This is a genomic window from Streptomyces sp. SD31 (assembly GCF_052068475.1).
In the GTDB taxonomy this organism is placed as follows: Bacteria; Actinomycetota; Actinomycetes; order Streptomycetales; family Streptomycetaceae; genus Streptomyces.
Genome location: NZ_JBQHCX010000003.1, coordinates 500677 through 517567, shown reverse-complemented (window position 1 = coordinate 517567; position 16891 = coordinate 500677). Strand labels below are relative to the sequence as shown.

Annotated in this window: 19 protein-coding genes and 1 pseudogene; 14 read left to right on the top strand and 6 right to left on the bottom strand. The window is 70.8% G+C overall.

Translation table 11 applies throughout. The features are described from left to right. Positions 1 to 23 precede the first annotated feature (23 nt). From ACTMVF_RS09760 to ACTMVF_RS09725, 8 genes and pseudogenes are all read left to right on the top strand, one after another. Positions 24 to 1160 carry a ParA family protein gene (locus tag ACTMVF_RS09760; protein WP_079052605.1) on the top strand — a complete coding sequence of 379 codons (1137 nt, stop codon included), beginning with the start codon at positions 24 to 26 and terminating at the stop codon, positions 1158 to 1160. Next, positions 1145 to 1759, top strand: a complete 615-nt coding sequence (locus tag ACTMVF_RS09755) for a hypothetical protein (protein WP_441270538.1) — start codon at positions 1145 to 1147, stop codon at positions 1757 to 1759. Before ACTMVF_RS09760 ends, ACTMVF_RS09755 begins: the two co-directional genes overlap by 16 nt. Before the next feature lie 18 nt (positions 1760 to 1777). Next, complete coding sequence (locus ACTMVF_RS09750) at positions 1778 to 2947, top strand: segregation and condensation protein A (protein ID WP_441270537.1); 1170 nt, start codon at positions 1778 to 1780, stop codon at positions 2945 to 2947. Further along, a complete protein-coding gene (scpB, locus tag ACTMVF_RS09745) occupies positions 2944 to 3597 on the top strand; it encodes an SMC-Scp complex subunit ScpB (protein ID WP_441270536.1) in 654 nt (217 codons plus the stop codon). The genes ACTMVF_RS09750 and scpB overlap by 4 nt, the downstream gene beginning before the upstream one ends. Continuing rightward, complete coding sequence (locus tag ACTMVF_RS09740; RefSeq protein WP_441270535.1) at positions 3597 to 4724, top strand: pseudouridine synthase; 1128 nt, start codon at positions 3597 to 3599, stop codon at positions 4722 to 4724. Before scpB ends, ACTMVF_RS09740 begins: the two co-directional genes overlap by 1 nt. A 334-nt stretch (positions 4725 to 5058) precedes the next feature. Next, positions 5059 to 5796 (top strand): NUDIX hydrolase, encoded by a 738-nt coding sequence (locus ACTMVF_RS09735; RefSeq protein WP_441270534.1) that lies wholly within the window; start codon positions 5059 to 5061, stop codon positions 5794 to 5796. Further along, on the top strand, positions 5793 to 6815 hold the full coding sequence (locus tag ACTMVF_RS09730; RefSeq protein WP_441270533.1) for an ADP-ribosylglycohydrolase family protein: 1023 nt from the start codon (positions 5793 to 5795) through the stop codon (positions 6813 to 6815). Before ACTMVF_RS09735 ends, ACTMVF_RS09730 begins: the two co-directional genes overlap by 4 nt. A 3-nt stretch (positions 6816 to 6818) precedes the next feature. After that, positions 6819 to 6995, top strand: a pseudogene (locus tag ACTMVF_RS09725) (DNA polymerase beta superfamily protein); the annotation flags it as partial. Here ACTMVF_RS09725 and ACTMVF_RS09720 read toward each other — a convergent pair. The 4 genes from ACTMVF_RS09720 to ACTMVF_RS09705 form a co-directional block, all read right to left on the bottom strand. After that, positions 6958 to 7701, bottom strand: coding sequence for a nucleotidyltransferase domain-containing protein (locus ACTMVF_RS09720; RefSeq protein ID WP_441270532.1), 744 nt, complete (start codon positions 7699 to 7701; stop codon positions 6958 to 6960). The pseudogene ACTMVF_RS09725 and the gene ACTMVF_RS09720 sit on opposite strands and share 38 nt — an antisense overlap. 22 nt (positions 7702 to 7723) lie before the next feature. Beyond that, positions 7724 to 8161, bottom strand: a complete 438-nt coding sequence (locus tag ACTMVF_RS09715) for a Rieske (2Fe-2S) protein (RefSeq protein WP_441270531.1) — start codon at positions 8159 to 8161, stop codon at positions 7724 to 7726. Beyond that, a complete protein-coding gene (locus ACTMVF_RS09710; RefSeq protein ID WP_441270530.1) occupies positions 8158 to 8742 on the bottom strand; it encodes a DUF6529 family protein in 585 nt (194 codons plus the stop codon). Before ACTMVF_RS09710 ends, ACTMVF_RS09715 begins: the two co-directional genes overlap by 4 nt. A gap of 92 nt (positions 8743 to 8834) precedes the next feature. After that, on the bottom strand, positions 8835 to 9521 hold the full coding sequence (locus tag ACTMVF_RS09705) for a hypothetical protein (protein WP_441270529.1): 687 nt from the start codon (positions 9519 to 9521) through the stop codon (positions 8835 to 8837). A gap of 242 nt (positions 9522 to 9763) precedes the next feature. Here ACTMVF_RS09705 and aroH point away from each other — a divergent pair, with 242 nt between their 5' ends. From aroH to der, 5 genes are all read left to right on the top strand, one after another. After that, positions 9764 to 10126: a chorismate mutase gene (aroH, locus tag ACTMVF_RS09700; RefSeq protein WP_441270528.1), complete on the top strand. Its 363-nt coding sequence runs from the start codon at positions 9764 to 9766 to the stop codon at positions 10124 to 10126. Continuing rightward, complete coding sequence (locus ACTMVF_RS09695; protein ID WP_441270527.1) at positions 10123 to 11208, top strand: prephenate dehydrogenase; 1086 nt, start codon at positions 10123 to 10125, stop codon at positions 11206 to 11208. Before aroH ends, ACTMVF_RS09695 begins: the two co-directional genes overlap by 4 nt. Positions 11209 to 11377: 169 nt before the next feature. Beyond that, positions 11378 to 12064 carry a (d)CMP kinase gene (gene cmk / locus ACTMVF_RS09690; protein ID WP_441270526.1) on the top strand — a complete coding sequence of 229 codons (687 nt, stop codon included), beginning with the start codon at positions 11378 to 11380 and terminating at the stop codon, positions 12062 to 12064. A 53-nt stretch (positions 12065 to 12117) separates the two neighbouring features. Beyond that, the gene (locus tag ACTMVF_RS09685; protein WP_441270567.1) at positions 12118 to 12705 is read left to right on the top strand and encodes a lysophospholipid acyltransferase family protein; all 588 of its coding nucleotides are present in this window, start codon (positions 12118 to 12120) and stop codon (positions 12703 to 12705) included. 81 nt (positions 12706 to 12786) lie between these two features. After that, entirely contained in the window at positions 12787 to 14265 is a 1479-nt protein-coding gene (gene der / locus ACTMVF_RS09680; protein WP_441270525.1) for a ribosome biogenesis GTPase Der, read from the top strand. A gap of 65 nt (positions 14266 to 14330) precedes the next feature. Here the strand turns inward: der and ACTMVF_RS09675 are convergent, their stop codons facing one another. Together ACTMVF_RS09675 and ACTMVF_RS09670 are read right to left on the bottom strand one after the other, a co-directional pair. Beyond that, the gene (locus ACTMVF_RS09675; protein ID WP_302001779.1) at positions 14331 to 14681 is read right to left on the bottom strand and encodes a hypothetical protein; all 351 of its coding nucleotides are present in this window, start codon (positions 14679 to 14681) and stop codon (positions 14331 to 14333) included. A gap of 103 nt (positions 14682 to 14784) precedes the next feature. Next, the gene (locus ACTMVF_RS09670; RefSeq protein WP_403333612.1) at positions 14785 to 15567 is read right to left on the bottom strand and encodes a hypothetical protein; all 783 of its coding nucleotides are present in this window, start codon (positions 15565 to 15567) and stop codon (positions 14785 to 14787) included. Positions 15568 to 16105: 538 nt separating this feature from the next. Here ACTMVF_RS09670 and ACTMVF_RS09665 point away from each other — a divergent pair. Continuing rightward, positions 16106 to 16780, top strand: a complete 675-nt coding sequence (locus tag ACTMVF_RS09665) for a transglycosylase family protein (RefSeq protein ID WP_441270524.1) — start codon at positions 16106 to 16108, stop codon at positions 16778 to 16780. The last annotated feature ends 111 nt before the right edge of the window (positions 16781 to 16891 follow it).

Below are 16891 nucleotides of genomic sequence, written 5' to 3'. Positions count from 1 at the left end.
CTCCCGGGGGTGGTCAACCAGGAATGCCGGTACGGGGCCAGGGTCCCGCGGGATTCGAGGCTGTCGGCTCCGTCGCGGTGCGCACCTTCGCAGCCCACCAGGGTCACCTGACCTCAGGGGTGACTCAGCCAGCAAACATGAGCATGGATGGCCATCACGTGAACGCCATGGCCGGCGACGGAAGTGGCGCGCCCCACAACCACTTCGCCGACTACGACGAACTGCCCGAGGGGCACTTCTACGACCCCGACGCGGAGTACGAGCCCGATCCCGAGTACGCGGCCACGCTCGCGCCCGACGCTGCCCGCCAGCGCCGCGAGCGCATCGGCCCGACCGGGCGCCCGCTGCCGTACTTCCCGATCCCGGGCCCGCTGACCGATCACGGTCCCGCGAAGATCATCGCGATGTGCAACCAGAAGGGCGGCGTCGGCAAGACGACGTCGACCATCAACCTGGGTGCCGCGCTCGCGGAGTACGGACGCCGGGTCCTGCTCGTCGACTTCGACCCCCAGGGCGCGCTCTCGGTCGGTCTCGGCGTCAACCCGATGGAGCTCGACCTCACCGTCTACAACCTGCTCATGGAGCGGGGCATGTCGGCGGACGAGGTGCTCCTGAAGACGGCGGTCCCCAACATGGACCTGCTGCCGAGCAACATCGACCTGTCGGCCGCCGAGGTCCAGCTGGTGAGCGAGGTCGCGCGCGAGTCCACGCTGCAGCGCGCCCTGAAGCCGCTGCTGCCGGACTACGACTTCATCGTGATCGACTGTCAGCCCTCGCTGGGTCTGCTCACGGTGAACGCGCTGACGGCCGCCCACAAGGTGATCGTGCCCCTGGAGTGCGAGTTCTTCGCCCTGCGAGGTGTCGCGCTGCTGACGGAGACCATCGAGAAGGTCCAGGAGCGGCTCAACCCGGAGCTGGAGCTCGACGGGATCCTCGCCACGATGTACGACTCGCGCACCGTGCACAGCCGTGAGGTGCTCGCGCGTGTCGTCGAGGCCTTCGACGATCACGTCTACCACACGGTCATCGGGCGCACGGTCCGCTTCCCGGAGACCACGGTCGCCGGTGAGCCGATCACGACGTACGCCTCCAACTCCGTCGGTGCCGCCGCCTACCGCCAGCTCGCCAGGGAGGTGCTCGCCCGGTGTCACGCCGAGTGAGTCTGCCGGGGGCCGACGAACTGTTCCGTACGACAGGGGGTATGGCGCTCCAGCCGTCCACTCCCCGGCGCCCGGCCAACGGCGAGGCCCGGGTGCCGGCTCCCGCGGGGGAGAGCGATCCCGCTGCCGCCGCGGAGGACGCGCCGCAGTCGGTGCCCGCGCAGGGCGGTGACGGTGACGGCGCGGAGCATGTGGCGGCCGACGCGGAGTCCGTCGACGCGGGTGAGTCCCGCAGCCGGGCCGCGGAGCGCTCCGCGCGACGCCAAGAGGTGCAGGAAGGTTCTGCCGGGGCGCCTGGGGGCGCCGTCGGAGGGTCTGCCGCATCCGGTGCCGCTGCCTCTGCCGCCGCGCCGCGCAAGCGCGGGCGGACGGCCTCGCGTCGGCCCAGTGGTCGCGAACGGCACGACGAGAAGATCACCGTGTACGTCTCCGCCGAGGAGCTCATGGATCTGGAGCACGCGCGTCTGGTGCTCCGCGGTGAGCACGGGCTCGCCGTCGACCGCGGGCGGATCGTCCGCGAGGCGGTGGCCGTGGTCCTCGCCGATCTGGAGACCCGCGGGGACGCCAGCATCCTCGTACGACGGCTTCGCGGGCGGTAGCGGTAGCCTGCGGGGGCCATGACCTCGAACGACGTTCCCGCCTCCGGCGCCGGTGCCTCCGGCGGGCGTCGGCGTGTGCTGGGGCGGGGCCCCGGGGCGGCACCGGTGGCTCCGCCGGTTGAGCCGGTTCTGTCGCCTCCTGCGGAGGCGGAGAGCGAGTCGTCGCCTGAGGTTGAGACTTCGACCTCCGCCGGTGGGCCGTTGTGCCCACCCGTTCCTCCCCCAGTGCCTGAAGGGCCTGGGGGGACCCCCAGCGGAACGCCTGCCCACAACGGCGGCGGCCGGCCCGAGACCGAGCCGCAAGCTGTCGAACCGGAAGAACCCGCGCCCGGCGAAGCCCAGGACTCAGATGGAACCCAGGATCCCGGTGAGCCCGGCGACGGGGTCTTCAAGGTTCGGCTCTCCAACTTCGAGGGGCCCTTCGATCTCCTCCTCCAGCTGATCTCCAAGCACAAGCTCGACGTCACCGAGGTCGCTCTGTCCAAGGTGACCGACGAGTTCATGGCGCACATCAGGGCGTTGGGCTCGGACTGGGATCTCGACGAGACGACCGAGTTTCTCGTCGTGGCGGCCACCTTGCTCGACCTCAAGGCGGCCCGGCTGCTGCCCTCGGCCGAGGTGGAGGACGAGGCCGACCTCGCGCTGCTGGAAGCGCGGGACCTGCTGTTCGCGCGGCTGCTGCAGTACCGGGCGTACAAGCAGATCGCCGACATCTTCAGCCGGCGGCTCGACGACGAGGCCCGGCGTTATCCGCGGACCGTCGGGCTGGAGCCGCACCACGCCGAGCTCTTGCCCGAGGTCGTCATCAGCATCGGGGCGGAAGGATTCGCCAAGCTCGCGGTCAAGGCGATGCAGCCCAAGCCGAAGCCGCAGGTGTACGTCGATCACATCCACGCGCCGCTGGTGAGCGTGCAGGAGCAGGCCGGGATCGTCGTCGCGCGGCTGAAGGAACTCGGCGAGGCCAGCTTCCGGGCGCTCGTCGAGGACACCGACGACACCCTCACCGTCGTAGCCCGATTCCTGGCGCTGCTGGAGCTGTACCGGGAGAAGGCCGTGGCCCTCGACCAGGAGACCGCCCTCGGGGAACTCACCGTCCGGTGGACCGGTGGGGACGGGGACGAGACGCCGATGGTGACCGACGAGTTCGACCGGCCGCCCGAGCCGCCCAAGGAGGAGAAGAAGGCGTGAGTGAGGACACCACCGAGCTTCCGGTCGGGCTGCGCACCGTCGCCGACCTCGACCTCAAGCCCGCCCTGGAGGCGATGCTCATGGTCGTGGACGAGCCCGCGACCGAGGAGCGCCTCGCGAAGCTCCTGGAGCGGCCGCGCCGGCAGATCGCCGATGCCCTGCGGGAGCTGGCCGACGAGTACGCCGTGCAAGGGCGCGGCTTCGAGCTGCGGTTCGTCGCGGGCGGCTGGCGTTTCTACACCCGCCCCGAGTACGCGGCCGCCGTTGAGCGGCTGGTGCTGGACGGGCAGACGGCCCGCCTCACGCAGGCCGCCCTGGAGACGCTCGCGGTCGTCGCGTACCGCCAGCCGGTCAGCCGCAGCCGCGTCTCGGCGGTGCGCGGAGTGAACTGCGACGGTGTCATGCGCACCCTCCTTCAGCGTGGGCTGGTCGAGGAGGCGGGCACGGAACCCGAAACAGGTGCGATCCTGTACAGGACGACGAACTACTTCCTGGAGCGGATGGGCCTGCGCGGTCTGGACGAGCTCCCGGAGCTCGCGCCCTTCCTCCCGGAGGCGGAGGCGATCGAGGCCGAGACGCTGGAAGGAGTCCCGTCGTTCGATCCGGACGCTCCGGATTCCGAGGACGCAGACGACAAGACGGAACTTTGATGCGAAGCAGCAGCGGCAGGAACAGCAGCGGAAACAACGGCGGGAGCCGTGGTGGCAACAGCGGCGGCCGCGGCGGGAGCAGCGGTGGCCGCGGTAACTACCGTGGCGCCGGTAACAACCGCGACGACAAGCAGGGCGGCCGGCCGAAGAAGCCGCGCCCGGAGGAGCGGCGCTACGACGTAGGCCCCGGCGCCACCCAGGACGGCCCGAAGTCGGGGCGCGGTGCCTCCGCGCGCGGCGGCGCCAAGGGCGGGCCCAAGCAGGGCCAGCAGCGCGGCACCGGCCGGGGCCGTTCGGCACCGGCGAGTTCCCGCGAGTACGACGCGCGCGCCGAGGAGCGCAACCGGGAGCGGTACGCGGGCAAGAAGGACGTCAAGCTGCCCAAGACCTTCCCGGGCGCCGAGCAGGAGGGCGAGCGCCTCCAGAAGGTGCTCGCTCGGGCCGGTTACGGCTCTCGGCGTGCCTGTGAGGAGCTCGTCGAGCAGGCGCGGGTCGAGGTCAACGGTGAGATCGTGCTGGAGCAGGGCAAGCGCGTCGACCCGGAGAAGGACGAGATCAAGGTCGACGGGCTGACGGTCGCGACGCAGTCGTACCAGTTCTTCTCGCTCAACAAGCCCGCCGGTGTCGTCTCGACGATGGAGGACCCCGAGGGCCGCCAGTGCCTCGGTGACTACGTCACCAACCGCGAGACCCGGCTCTTCCACGTCGGTCGGCTCGACACCGAGACCGAGGGCGTCATCCTGCTCACCAACCACGGCGAGCTGGCCCACCGCCTCACCCACCCGAAGTACGGCGTCAAGAAGACCTACCTCGCGGCCATCGTCGGCCCCATCCCGCGCGACCTGGGCAAGAAGCTCAAGGACGGCATCCAGCTGGAGGACGGCTACGCGCGCGCGGACCATTTCCGGGTCGTGGAGCAGACCGGCAAGAACTACCTGGTCGAGGTCACCCTGCACGAGGGTCGTAAGCACATCGTGCGCCGCATGCTGGCGGAGGCGGGCTTCCCCGTCGAGAAGCTGGTGCGCACCTCCTTCGGACCGATCACCCTGGGCGACCAGAAGTCGGGCTGGCTGCGGCGGCTGTCGAACACCGAAGTCGGCATGCTGATGAAGGAAGTCGATCTGTAGGTCGTACCTGCGTCTGTTCCTCTACCGGCCGGTCCTGGGTTGCTCCAGGGCCGGCCGATCACTGTCCGAGGGCGCTGGAGGGCCGTGCGGGGCGTCGGATGCCCGCACCCGCGCCAAGGCCGTTCCGGGCGCCTGAAGGGCCGCTAGGGGGCCTTGCGGGGCCTTGTGGGGCTTGCGGGGCCATGTGGGGCCGTCGGAGCTTCGGGAGTTGGTGGAACGTTCGCGTGCCTAGGCGTTGGTGCCGGTTTTGCCTTCTGGGGGTTGTGGAACCGAGCCACCTCTCTTTACAGTCGGAGTGACTAATAGTCGTGCTGACTATAAAGGGGTGAGCGGCATGCCGGGACCCAACGCGCCCGAGGGCTACGACAAGTACGCCCACGAACCCTTCGCCGTCACCGCCGACCTCGCCGTCCTCACCATCCGCGACGGCGTCCTGCACGTCCTGCTCGTCGAGCGCGGGCAGGAGCCGTACAAGGGGGACTGGGCGCTGCCGGGCGGCTTCGTGCAGCCGGACGAGTCGGCGGAGACGGCCGCCCGGCGTGAACTCGCCGAGGAGACCGGCCTGTTGGACGTCTCCGGTCTGCATCTGGAGCAACTGCGGACCTACAGCGAGCCCGACCGTGATCCCCGGATGCGGGTGGTGACGGTCGCCTTCACCGCACTGCTGCCCCACCCGCCCGAGCCGCACGGTGGCAGCGACGCGGCGCAGGCGCGCTGGGTGCCGTACGACACGGCGGGGCCGCTCGCCTTCGACCACGACCGGATCCTGGCCGACGCCCATGAACGCGTCGGCGCCAAGCTCGAGTACACCTGTCTCGCCACCGCCTTCTGCCCTCCCGAGTTCACCCTCGGCGAGCTGCAACAGGTCTACGAGACGGTGTGGGGCACCGCCCTCGACCGGCCCAACTTCCGCCGCAAGGTGCTCGCCACGCCGGGCTTCGTCGAACCCGTCCCCGGCGCCGCCCGGCTCACCGGCGGCCGCGGCAAACCGGCCGCGCTCTACCGCGCGGGCACCGCCACCGCCCTCCACCCACCCCTGCTGCGGCCCACCCCGGAAGGACGCCCCACATGACCACGACCACCGTCCGCAAGCGCGCCGCCACCGGCTCCCTGCTCGGCCTCGCCCTCGGGGACGCGCTCGGCTTCCCGACCGAGTTCGACGACGTGCCGACGATCCTCGCCAAGTGCGGGCCCTGGCGGGAGATGGAGCTGCCGACGCCGGCGATCGTCACCGACGACACCCAGATGACGCTGGCGTTGGGGAAGGGGCTGCGGACGGCGATGGATCGGGGTGTGCTCACACCGAAGCGGCTGGAGCGGCCGGTGCGGGAGGAGTTCGTCGACTGGTACCAGTCGCCCGAGAACAATCGCGCGCCGGGCCGGACCTGCCTGGTCGCCTGCAATCTGCTGAAGAGTGAGAGCAGGTCCTGGCAGGACGCCAGCCAGATCGGCTCCAAGGGCTGCGGCGCCAACATGCGCGTCGCGCCGATCGGGCTCATCCCCGGCCTGAGTGACGAACAGCGGGCGGGCGCCGCCCAGTTGCAGTCCGCCCTCACCCACGGACATCCGACCGCGCTCGCCGCGTCCGACCTGACCGCACACGCCGTACGGCTCCTCGCGCAGGGCGCCGAGCCGACCGGGCTGGTCGGGTTGCTGCGGTCGTACGCCTACGACAACCGCAGCCACTACCACGAGCGCTGGCTCGGCGACCTGTGGACCCGCAGCCAGGACCCCACCCCCGAGCACTTCATCGCGCGCGGCTGGGACGAGTGCCTGGAGATACTGGGCCGCCTCCAGGACGCCGTACGCACGGCCTCGCCCGAGACCGACCCGTGCCTGGCCACCGGCGCCGGCTGGATCGCCGAAGAGGCCCTCGCGACCGGGTTGTTGTGCTTCCTGATGTTCGTCGACGAGCCGCTGACGGCCCTGCGCCGGGCCGCCTGCACGTCCGGGGACTCGGACTCGATCGCGTGCCTGACCGGCGCGTTCGCGGGCGCCTGGCTCGGGGCCGACGCCTGGCCGACGCAGTGGGCGGACCGGGTCGAGTACCGGGGAGATCTGCTGACCCTCGGAGCGCTCTGGGACGCTTGACGGATGACCGGCGCCCTGGACGTCGACCTCGCACCCGTTGTCGCCGAACAGCCCGGCCCGGTGCTGTTCGGCGACGGTCTCCGGCGCGCATTTGTACGGCTTCCGTCACGCGCCCCCGACGCGGGCCTGCGCGGAGTGCGCTTCAGCGCTGCCCGACGCTCCGAGGGCCTACGACGCCCTGCCTGCCTTCGTCGTACGGGCCCGGCTGGAGGGCTGAGGAGCGGCGGACCCGTGTCAGGAAGTCCTCCACGCGGCGGCGGTCCGGCTCCGGCGGGAGCGGGCTGTGGTGGCAGGCCTCCTCCGTCTCCCTCGCCAGGCGGGTCATCCAGGACTCGACCTCCGGCCAGGGGACCTCGCCGCGCTTGACCGCGAGCAGTGGCTCGCGATGGTCGCCCACGTCGATCGTGAGGTGGCCGGTGCGGAGCAGGTCGCGGGCGCTGATCAGGAGGCGGATCAGGTGCATCGCGTGCTTCCAGCGCGGGGCGCCGTGCACGCGGACGTCGGCGTCCAGCTTCTTGCGCTGGCCCAGTGCGTAGCGAGTGAACGTCTCATGGGCCTGGCGGGACAGGAACGCCTCGCGTAGGGCCAGCAACTCGCGGCCGGTGTCGTCGGCGTACTCCACGAGCGGGGAGTGCAGGCACTCCAGGATGTTCGGGTTGGCGCGCAGGGCCAGCTCGCAGAAGCGTTCCAACTCCCAGCTGAACTGCTCCTCCAGCGGGCCTTCGACATGCGTCGGCGGCTTGTCGAAGCGCCAGAAGAGGGGAGTGGGGGCGAGGTACACGCCACGGCGGTCGGTGTCGCTGCCGTCCGTGGCCAGACCGAAGGCGCGCGAGCCCATGACGCAGGCGTAGATCGTGTGGTCGCGGACCAGGGTCTCGGGGTGCATGCCCGGGAGCGTACGCGGCGGATCACGCCAGGCGGATCGAATTTCCGTCCACGGTGATCTTCTTCTCGGGCAGCGGCCTGGTCGCCGGAGGGTTCGCCACCGAGCCGTCCGTGATGTTGAACTTGCTGCCGTGGCAGACGCAGTTGATCGTGCCGTCCGCGACCGTCGCGACCGTGCACTGCTGATGCGTGCAGATGGCGGAGAAGGCCTTGAAGTCGCCCTGCTTCGGCTGGGTCACCACCACCTCCTCGTCCTTGAAGATCGTGCCGCCGCCCACCGGGATCTCGGACGTGGTGGCCAGCTCCTGGCCCTCTTGGCCGTCCTGGTCGTCTTGCCCGGGGGAGGTGGTCGAGGTCGAGTCGCCGTTGTCGTCGGAACCGCCACAGCCCGCGACGAGCGCCGTCGCGCCTGCCGTGCCCGTCGCGATGAGGATCGTGCGCCGCGTCGGACGGTAGGTCATGTCGTCACTCCGAAAGTGCGGAAGAACCAGAGGGCGGATGTGAGCCAGATGATCGTGAGAGCGGTGAGGACCAGCCCGCCGACGATCGGCAGCAGCCGGCCGGGAAGTCGCTCCGAGCGGAGCAACAGCATCTTTGCACTGAAAGCACCGAAGAAGAAGCAACCCAGGAGGGAGTGCCAGAAAACGCGCGTTTCGTGCGTCTGGTAGCCCAGGGCATACAGGCAGTGCACCGCCACGGGGACGGAGACCAGGAACGCCACGCGGCCCGACCAGCGGTGCAGTGCGGACGACCAGGTCGGGCCCGGCAGTTTGCCGTACACCATGAAGGCGGAGGCCAGTTGGACCAGCGCGAAGAAGATCGCCGCCGTCGCCAGCCATGACTTGACCGCGCCCGTGCTGCTGAACCCGGCGAGGTTGAAGGCGGTCCCGCTCGGGTCGTGGACCTTGCCGTACACGCCGAGGGTCACCGCGACCGCGCCGGCGGCCAGCGCGGGGACCAGATAGCGGGCCGGGCGCGGGCGGCGGTGGCCGGGGTGCGGGGACGGGAAGTCCTGGGTGACTGCGTTCGGGTCGACGGTCATGATCGACTCCTGTGAGGAGGGGGATCGAGGAGCGGGATCAGTTGGCTGGGGCAGGGGTGGCTGGATCAGAGGGCCTGGATCAGGGGCCTGGATCAGGGGGTGGCGGGGTGGGCCGTGAGGTGCTGTCCGTCGACCGTCACCGCGCCGGTCTCCGGGGCGATCCGCGGGGCGGGTGAGGGCTCGCCGTCGCGGGTGAGGACGCCGACCTGCCGGCCGTCCGGCAGTACGATCCAGCCGCCGTCGACCTCGGCGCCGCGCACGGTGGCGGTGGCCCGGTACGGGCCCGACGGCTCCTTCGTCCGGCCGGCGGTGAAGGTGTGGTGCCCGCCGTCGATGTCGACCGTGCCGCGGATCCGCTTGCCCTGATCGAGGGTGCCGTTCAGGACGGAACCGTCCTTGCCGGTGAGCCGCATGGTCCCATCGTCGTTCACCTCGCCCTTGAGCCAGGACTCCTTGGCGCGACCGTCGCAGAAGTACGCGATCGCCCGGCCCTGGCGCAGGGTGAGGGCGACGGCGGAGGAGTCGTCGTCGGTGCGGCCGGTGTAGCGGGCGTCGGGGACGGGGGTCGTGGCGGGCGAGGGCGACGGGAGCGTCCTGGTGGGCGTAGGTGACGCCGTCGCCGCGGGCGGCGCCTTCGTGGTGTCCGCCGCCGTGTCCGCCGTGGTGTCCGTGGACGAGGACGATGTGTTCTTCGCCCCCGTCGTCGCGTTGAGCGACAGCATGAACACACCGACCAACAGTCCCGCGAGAAGGGTGAGCAACGGTCCGGGACGCTTCATGAGGCCTCCCCCGAGGCGAGCTTGCTGCCCATGAGAGCGGAGCCCTGCCCGGGCGTCCAGGGGCGCACGGAGGTGTTCGCAGTCCGGTAGCGAAACCGGGATGCACGGGTGACAGTGGCCCAAAGTCGACTTCGGGTGTCCGGCGGTGTCTCAGCGGGCGGGCGACATGCGTCCGCCGCAACCGGGCTGACTAGGCTGGACCGGCGAAAGAGCCGATCCGTACAGCAGCAAGGAGCCAAGCCGTGGCGGTACGAGCGGTCCGGGGAGCCGTCCAACTGGAGCGGGACGAGGCCGGCCACATGGACGAGCAGGTCGGGGCCCTGCTCACCGCGATCCTGGAGCGCAACGGCCTGGGCCCGGACGATCTGATCAGCATCTGGTTCACGGCCACGCCCGATCTGCACAGCGACTTCCCGGCGGCCGCCGCCCGCAAGCTCGGCATCGTCGACGTACCGCTGATCTGCGCCCAGGAACTGGACATCGCCGGCGCCATGCCGCGGGTCGTGCGCGTCCTCGCGCACATCGAGTCCGACAAGCCCCGCGCCGACATCGCGCACGTCTACCTCGGCGCCGCGGCCGCCCTGCGCAAGGACATCGCCCAGTGAGAACCGCACTCGTCATCGGAACCGGTCTCATCGGTACGTCCGCCGCGCTGGCGCTGGCAGGGCGTGGGGTCGTCGTCCACCTCGCCGACCACGACCCCGAGCAGGCCCGTACGGCGGCCGCGCTCGGCGCCGGCACGGACGAGGCGCCCGAGGGGCCCGTGGACCTCGCGATCGTCGCCTCCCCGCCCGCGCACGTGGCCGGGGTGCTCGCCGACGCCATGCGCCGGGGGGTGGCCCGCGGCTACCTCGACGTGGCCAGCGTCAAGGGCGGGCCGCGGCGTGAGCTGGAGGCGCTGGGGCTGGATCTGTCCGCGTACATCGGTACGCATCCCATGTCGGGCCGGGAGAAGTCCGGGCCGCTGGCCGCGACCGGGGACCTCTTCGAGGGCCGTCCCTGGGTGCTGACGCCGACCCGCGACACCGACACCGAGGTGCTGAACCTCGCTCTGGAGCTGGTCTCGCACTGCCGTGCGGTGCCGGTGGTGATGGACGCCGACGCCCACGACCGGGCGGTCGCCCTGGTGTCGCACATGCCCCATCTGGTGTCCAGCATGGTCGCCGCGCGGCTGGAGAACGCCGAGGAGGCGGCCGTACGGCTGTGCGGTCAGGGCATTCGTGACGTGACGCGGATCGCGGCGTCCGATCCGCGGATGTGGATCGACATCCTCTCCGCGAACCCGGGGCCGGTCGCCGACCTGCTCACGGATGTCGCCGCGGATCTGGAGGAAACGGTGCGGGCGCTGCGGGCGCTGCAGTCGTCCGACGACGACAAGCGGCTGGAGGGGACGTCCGGGATCGAGGACGTGCTGCGGCGCGGGAACGCGGGGCAGGTGCGTGTGCCCGGTAAGCACGGGGCGGCTCCTCGGGTCTACGAGGTCGTTGCGGTGCTGATCGACGACCAGCCGGGGCAACTGGCTCGGATCTTCGCGGATGCGGGGCGGGCCGGGGTCAATATCGAGGACGTGCGGATCGAGCATGCGACGGGGCAGCAGGCCGGGTTGGTTCAGCTGATGGTGGAGCCGAAGGCGGCGCCGGTGCTCAGTGCTGCGCTGCGGGAACGGGGCTGGGCGATCCGTCAGTAGGGTTTCCCGCCCCCGCCGCCTGGGCCGGCGTTGAGAGGTGACGTCCCCTGGGGGTGGGGGAGGGCTGGGGACGGCGCGGCCGGATGAGTGACTCGCACCCAGTAACCTTGTGCGGGGCACGTTCGCGCCCCGCCCCTCCCGCCTCACCGCACCAGGAAGGTGTCCCCCCGTGGAAAACGGTGCCGCCAAGCCCGTGATTGTCGCCATCGACGGCCCCTCCGGCACGGGCAAGTCGAGCACGTCGAAGGCCGTCGCCGCGCAGCTCGGGATGAGCTATCTCGACACCGGCGCCCAGTACCGGGCGATCACCTGGTGGATGGTGGCCAACGGGATCGACATCGAGGACCCGACCGCGATCGCCGCCGTGGCCGGCAAGCCCGAGATCGTCTCCGGCACCGACCCGGCGAACCCGACGATCACCGTGGACGGCACCGACGTGGCCGGCCCGATCCGCACCCAGGAGGTCACCTCCAAGGTCAGTGCGGTCAGTGCGGTGCCGGAGGTGCGTACGCGGATCACCGAGCTGCAGCGCTCGCTGGCGACCTCCGCGGAGGCCGGCATCGTCGTGGAGGGGCGTGACATCGGTACGACCGTGCTGCCCGACGCCGACCTGAAGATCTTCCTCACCGCCTCCCCGGAGGCCCGCGCCGCCCGCCGCAGCGGCGAGCTGAAGGGCGCCGACGTGCACACGACCCGCGAGGCGCTGCTGAAGCGGGACGCGGCCGACTCCAGCCGCAAGACCTCGCCGCTCGCCAAGGCGGACGACGCGGTCGAGGTGGACACCACCGAGCTCACGCTGCAGCAGGTCATCGAGTGCGTCGTCACGCTCGTCGAGGAGAAGCGGGCCGGAAAGTGACGACACCCTCCGAGAAGGGCGCCGAGGTCGGGCGGCGCATCGGCGTCGGCCTGATGTACGGGCTGTGGAAGCCGCGCGTGCTCGGCGCCTGGAAGGTGCCGGCGACCGGGCCGGTGATATTCGCCGTCAACCACTCCCACAACATCGACGGCCCGATGGTCATGGGCGTGGCGCCCCGGCCGACACACTTCCTGATCAAGAAGGAGGCGTTCGTCGGACCGCTCGACCCCTTCCTGACCGGCATCGGCCAGCTGAAGGTGGACCGCGAGACCACCGACCGTACGGCGATCACGCAGGCCCTCGACGTGCTGTCGGCCGGAGGTGTCCTCGGCATCTTCCCGGAGGGCACCCGAGGCGGGGGCGACTTCGCCTCCCTGCGCGCCGGGCTCGCGTACTTCGCGGTGCGCAGCGGGGCGCCGATCGTCCCGATCGCCGTGCTGGGAAGTTCCGAACGGCAGGGACGGTTGGTAAAGGGGCTGCCTCCGCTGCGCAGCCGTATCGACGTCGTCTTCGGCGACCCCTTCGAGGCGGGCGACGGCAGCGGCCGGCGTACCCGCAAGGCGTTGGACGAGGCGACCGAGCGCATCCAGAAGCAGCTCACCGCGCACCTGGAAAACGCCAGGCGACTGACCGGTCGCTAGGCGACACTGAGTAGTGGATCGGACCGGCACAAAGGCACCGGGCGGTTCACCGATCACCACGATGAACGAGGTACGGACTTCATGAACGACCACATCCACTCCGAGGGCTCGCTCGAAGAGCACGACCACGGAGAGCTTGGCGATGCCGAGTACGCGGAGTTCATGGAGCTCGCCGCGGAAGAGGGCTTCGACCTCGAGGACGTCGAGGGGGCGATCGAAGCGGCCGGTCATGGGCCGCTTCCCGTCCTCGCCGTCGTCGGGCGGCCCAATGTCGGCAAGTCGACTCTCGTCAACCGCATCATCGGTCGCCGCGAGGCGGTCGTCGAGGACAAGCCCGGCGTCACCCGTGACCGCGTGACCTACGAGGCCGAGTGGGCCGGCCGCCGCTTCAAGGTCGTCGACACCGGCGGCTGGGAGCAGGACGTCTTCGGCATCGACGCCTCCGTGGCCGCGCAGGCCGAGTTCGCGATCGAGGCCGCCGACGCCGTCGTGTTCGTGGTCGACGCCAAGGTGGGTGCGACCGACACCGACGAGGCGGTCGTACGACTGCTGCGCAAGGCCGGCAAGCCCGTGGTGCTGTGCGCCAACAAGGTCGACGGTCCCAGTGGCGAGGCGGACGCCGCCTATCTGTGGTCGCTGGGGCTGGGGGAGCCCCACCCTGTCTCCGCGCTGCACGGCCGTGGCACCGGCGACATGCTGGACGCCGTCCTGGAGGCGCTGCCGGACGCCCCGCGCGAGTCCTTCGGCGGGGGCGGCATCGGCGGTCCGCGCCGCATCGCCCTGATCGGCCGCCCGAACGTCGGCAAGTCGTCCCTGCTGAACAAGGTGGCGGGCGAGGAGCGCGTCGTCGTCAACGAAATCGCCGGTACGACCCGCGACCCGGTCGACGAGCTCATCGAACTGGGCGGCAGGACCTGGAAGTTCGTCGACACGGCGGGCATCCGCAAGCGCGTCCACCTCCAGCAGGGCGCCGACTACTACGCCTCGCTGCGCACCGCGGCCGCCGTCGAGAAGGCCGAGGTCGCCGTCGTCCTGATCGACGGCTCCGAGTCCATCTCGGTGCAGGACCAGCGCATCGTCACGATGGCCGTGGAGGCGGGCCGCGCGATGGTGATCGCCTACAACAAGTGGGACACCCTCGACGAGGAGCGCCGCTACTACCTGGAGCGGGAGATCGAGACCGAGTTCGGCCAGGTCGCCTGGGCGCCCCGGGTCAACGTCTCCGCGCGCACCGGCCGGCACATGGAGAAGCTGGTCCCGGCGATCGAGACGGCCCTCGCCGGCTGGGAGACCCGCGTCCCGACCGGCCGCCTGAACGCCTTCCTCGGCGAGCTGGTCGCCGCCCACCCCCACCCGATCCGCGGCGGCAAGCAGCCCCGCATCCTGTTCGGCACCCAGGCCGGCACCAAGCCCCCGCGGTTCGTGCTCTTCGCCTCCGGTTTCATCGAGGCGGGCTACCGCCGGTTCATCGAGCGCCGGCTGCGCGAGGAGTTCGGCTTCGAGGGCACGCCGATCCATATCTCGGTGCGGGTGCGGGAGAAGCGCGGCAAGAAGAAGTAGCAGAAGTAGAAGAAGCAACGGACATGACGGAAGGGCGGCCCGTACCGGGCCGCCCTTCCGTGTGTTCAGCCTCTGCGCGCCGGTGGCAGCGCGGCCGGGACATGGTGCATCCCCGTGCCCTGGGGGCCGATATGACCGACGCGCTGCCACTGCGGCTGCTGGCCGTGGCCCTGGCGCGCACTGTGGGCCCCCGCGCTGTAGGCGGTGTACGAGCTGCTGAACGACCCCGGGCGGTGCCCCCCGTACGAGCCCGTACTCCGCGGGATGTTCCCGAACGCGATGAACCCCAGCTCCTCCTCACCGCTGCGATCACCCGGCAGCGAGCGGAAGGACTTGACGTACTCGGCGTAGAGCGCGTCGTAGATCGGCGTGGGCGAGGGGCCGCCCTGATGGCGGGGAACGTCGTATGCATGCACGTATGTCCAAACGACCCCGCGCTCGAAGGGATGCGGCCGCCGCGAAGGATCGCCTGCTCATCGGGGGCGCCGGCAACGTCCCGGGGGCGCGAGGCAGGCGCTCTCAGGTGCCCGCGAGAGGCAACGCCGCCCCGACCAATTTGCCGTTCGCCGCGGCCTTGTCCAGCGCCTCCCGCAGCAGATCCTCCCGGGGCTGACGCCCGATCGAACCCACCGGTGCCGCGAACATCAGCACCTGCTGGTGCTTGTTCGCGGCGGCCCGCCAGCCGTCGGTCACCAGCAACGGCTGATGCGCCTGCCACCAGGCGACCGGCTGCCCGCCGTTGGTCCCGGGCTGGAGGACTGCGTGCAGCTGCCCCATGGCCAGCAGCACGGACCAGCCGTGCAGCACCGGCGGTACATCGGCCAGCTCCGTCACCGGCATGAACCCCTGCTCGATGAGCAGCGGCAGGAAGTCGTCCCCGGCACCGATCGCCCCGGGGCGCACGATGGGTCCGGTCGGTTCGACGACCAGCGCGGGGTGCAGTTCCCCGGCGATCAGCACCAGTCCGCTGGTCACGCCGAGCACGGCCTGCTCCGGCACGATCGACTCCGGCTCCAGATCGACGCGGTCGCCGGTGATGGACTTCACGGCACCCTGCAACTGCTCCTCGGTGACCTGGACGACCTGCGAGGGCAGACAGGTGGCGTGGGCGAAGGCGAGGACTGCGGTCTCGTCCCCGATGAACAGGACGGTGCTGGTGCGCTCCTGTTCGGAGTCGCCCGGGGTGCGGCAGGACGTGCAGTCGTAACTGCCGGGGGCGTTCTCTCCGGCGAGCAGCCGGTCGGCTTCTTCGTCGCCGATCTCGGCACGTACCTCGTCGCTGACGTCGAGCATGCGCGGCACGGTTGGCTCCCTCGGGATGCAGTGCGTGGCGGGGCCGGGTGGCTCCCGGCCCGTGAACCGGGCGGGTGCCGGGCTCATGAAGAAGACAACGGACGATCTGTGGCGGGAGTCACGCACTCGGGCGAACGGAATCGAACCATCCACAGCGCACGGTCACCTCGGGCGCGGAATCGCGTACTCACCGTCAACTCCTTGGTTGCCAAAGGAAGTTGGGTGCGTGGGGTGCGTCACAGATCGCCGGGGTTGTTGGTCGACAAATCCGGAAATCAGCGAATGAAGTGGGTGGCCAAAAATCGCTGATACCGGAGGTAACGGCGAACTGGCCTGGAATGACAAGGAGTTGGTTGATGCCGACCGGGCGCCCTCCCTACATTCCTCGGCCGTGTGCAACGAGCACCGCTCGGGTACGTCCGCCGGCCGCAACAAGCCAGCTCGCAGTACCGACTCCGGCGGACGGGGTGAGCGCGACTCACACGCCCCATGGCGTGGGAGTGGTGCTTCGCCCTGGGGGACCCCGAGTCCTTCGAGAGGGAACTACATGTCCGAATGTGCCGATAACACTCACGGCAACGGTCTCAAGGCGCAGCAGGCTCCGAACCGGAGCCGGACTCGTACGACGGCGGTCCTCGCCGGGGCGGCACTGCTCGCCCCGCTCGGGCTGCTGGCCGCCACCGGCAACGCCGCGGCGGCGGACGGCGGAGTGTGGGACCGCATCGCACAGTGCGAGAGCGGCGGCAACTGGCACATCAACACCGGCAACGGCTACTACGGCGGACTGCAGTTCGCCCCCTCCACCTGGCGCGCGTACGGCGGTACGGCCTACGCGCCGACGGCGGACCAGGCAAGCAAGGCCCAGCAGATCGCCGTGGCCACCAAGGTCCAGCGCGCCCAGGGGTGGGGTGCGTGGCCGACCTGTTCGGCCCGTGCCGGAGCGTCCGGAGGCGCACCCGCGGCCCCCGCCACCGGCTCGGCCTCCTCCTCAGCCTCCTCCGCCAAGGCGGCCCCGTCGACGCCGTCGCAGACGCCGGAGCGTTCGGCGGGACACCCGAACCGCGGCTCGTCCCGCGGTGACTACACCGTCCGTGAGGGCGACACGCTGAGCGGTATCGCCGCCCGGCACGGAACGACCTGGGAGCGGCTCTACGCCGCCAACAAGTCCGTCATCGGCGGTGATCCCCATCTGATCGTGCCCGGACAGCGCCTCGAACTCTGAGCGCGTCGCCTGTTTCCCCGGGCGCGGGGCCCCACCCGGTCCGCCGACCGGGTGGGGCCCCGGCGGCCGTCGGACGCGCCGCCCAGGCCGACCGCAATGAGCTGCCTAGCG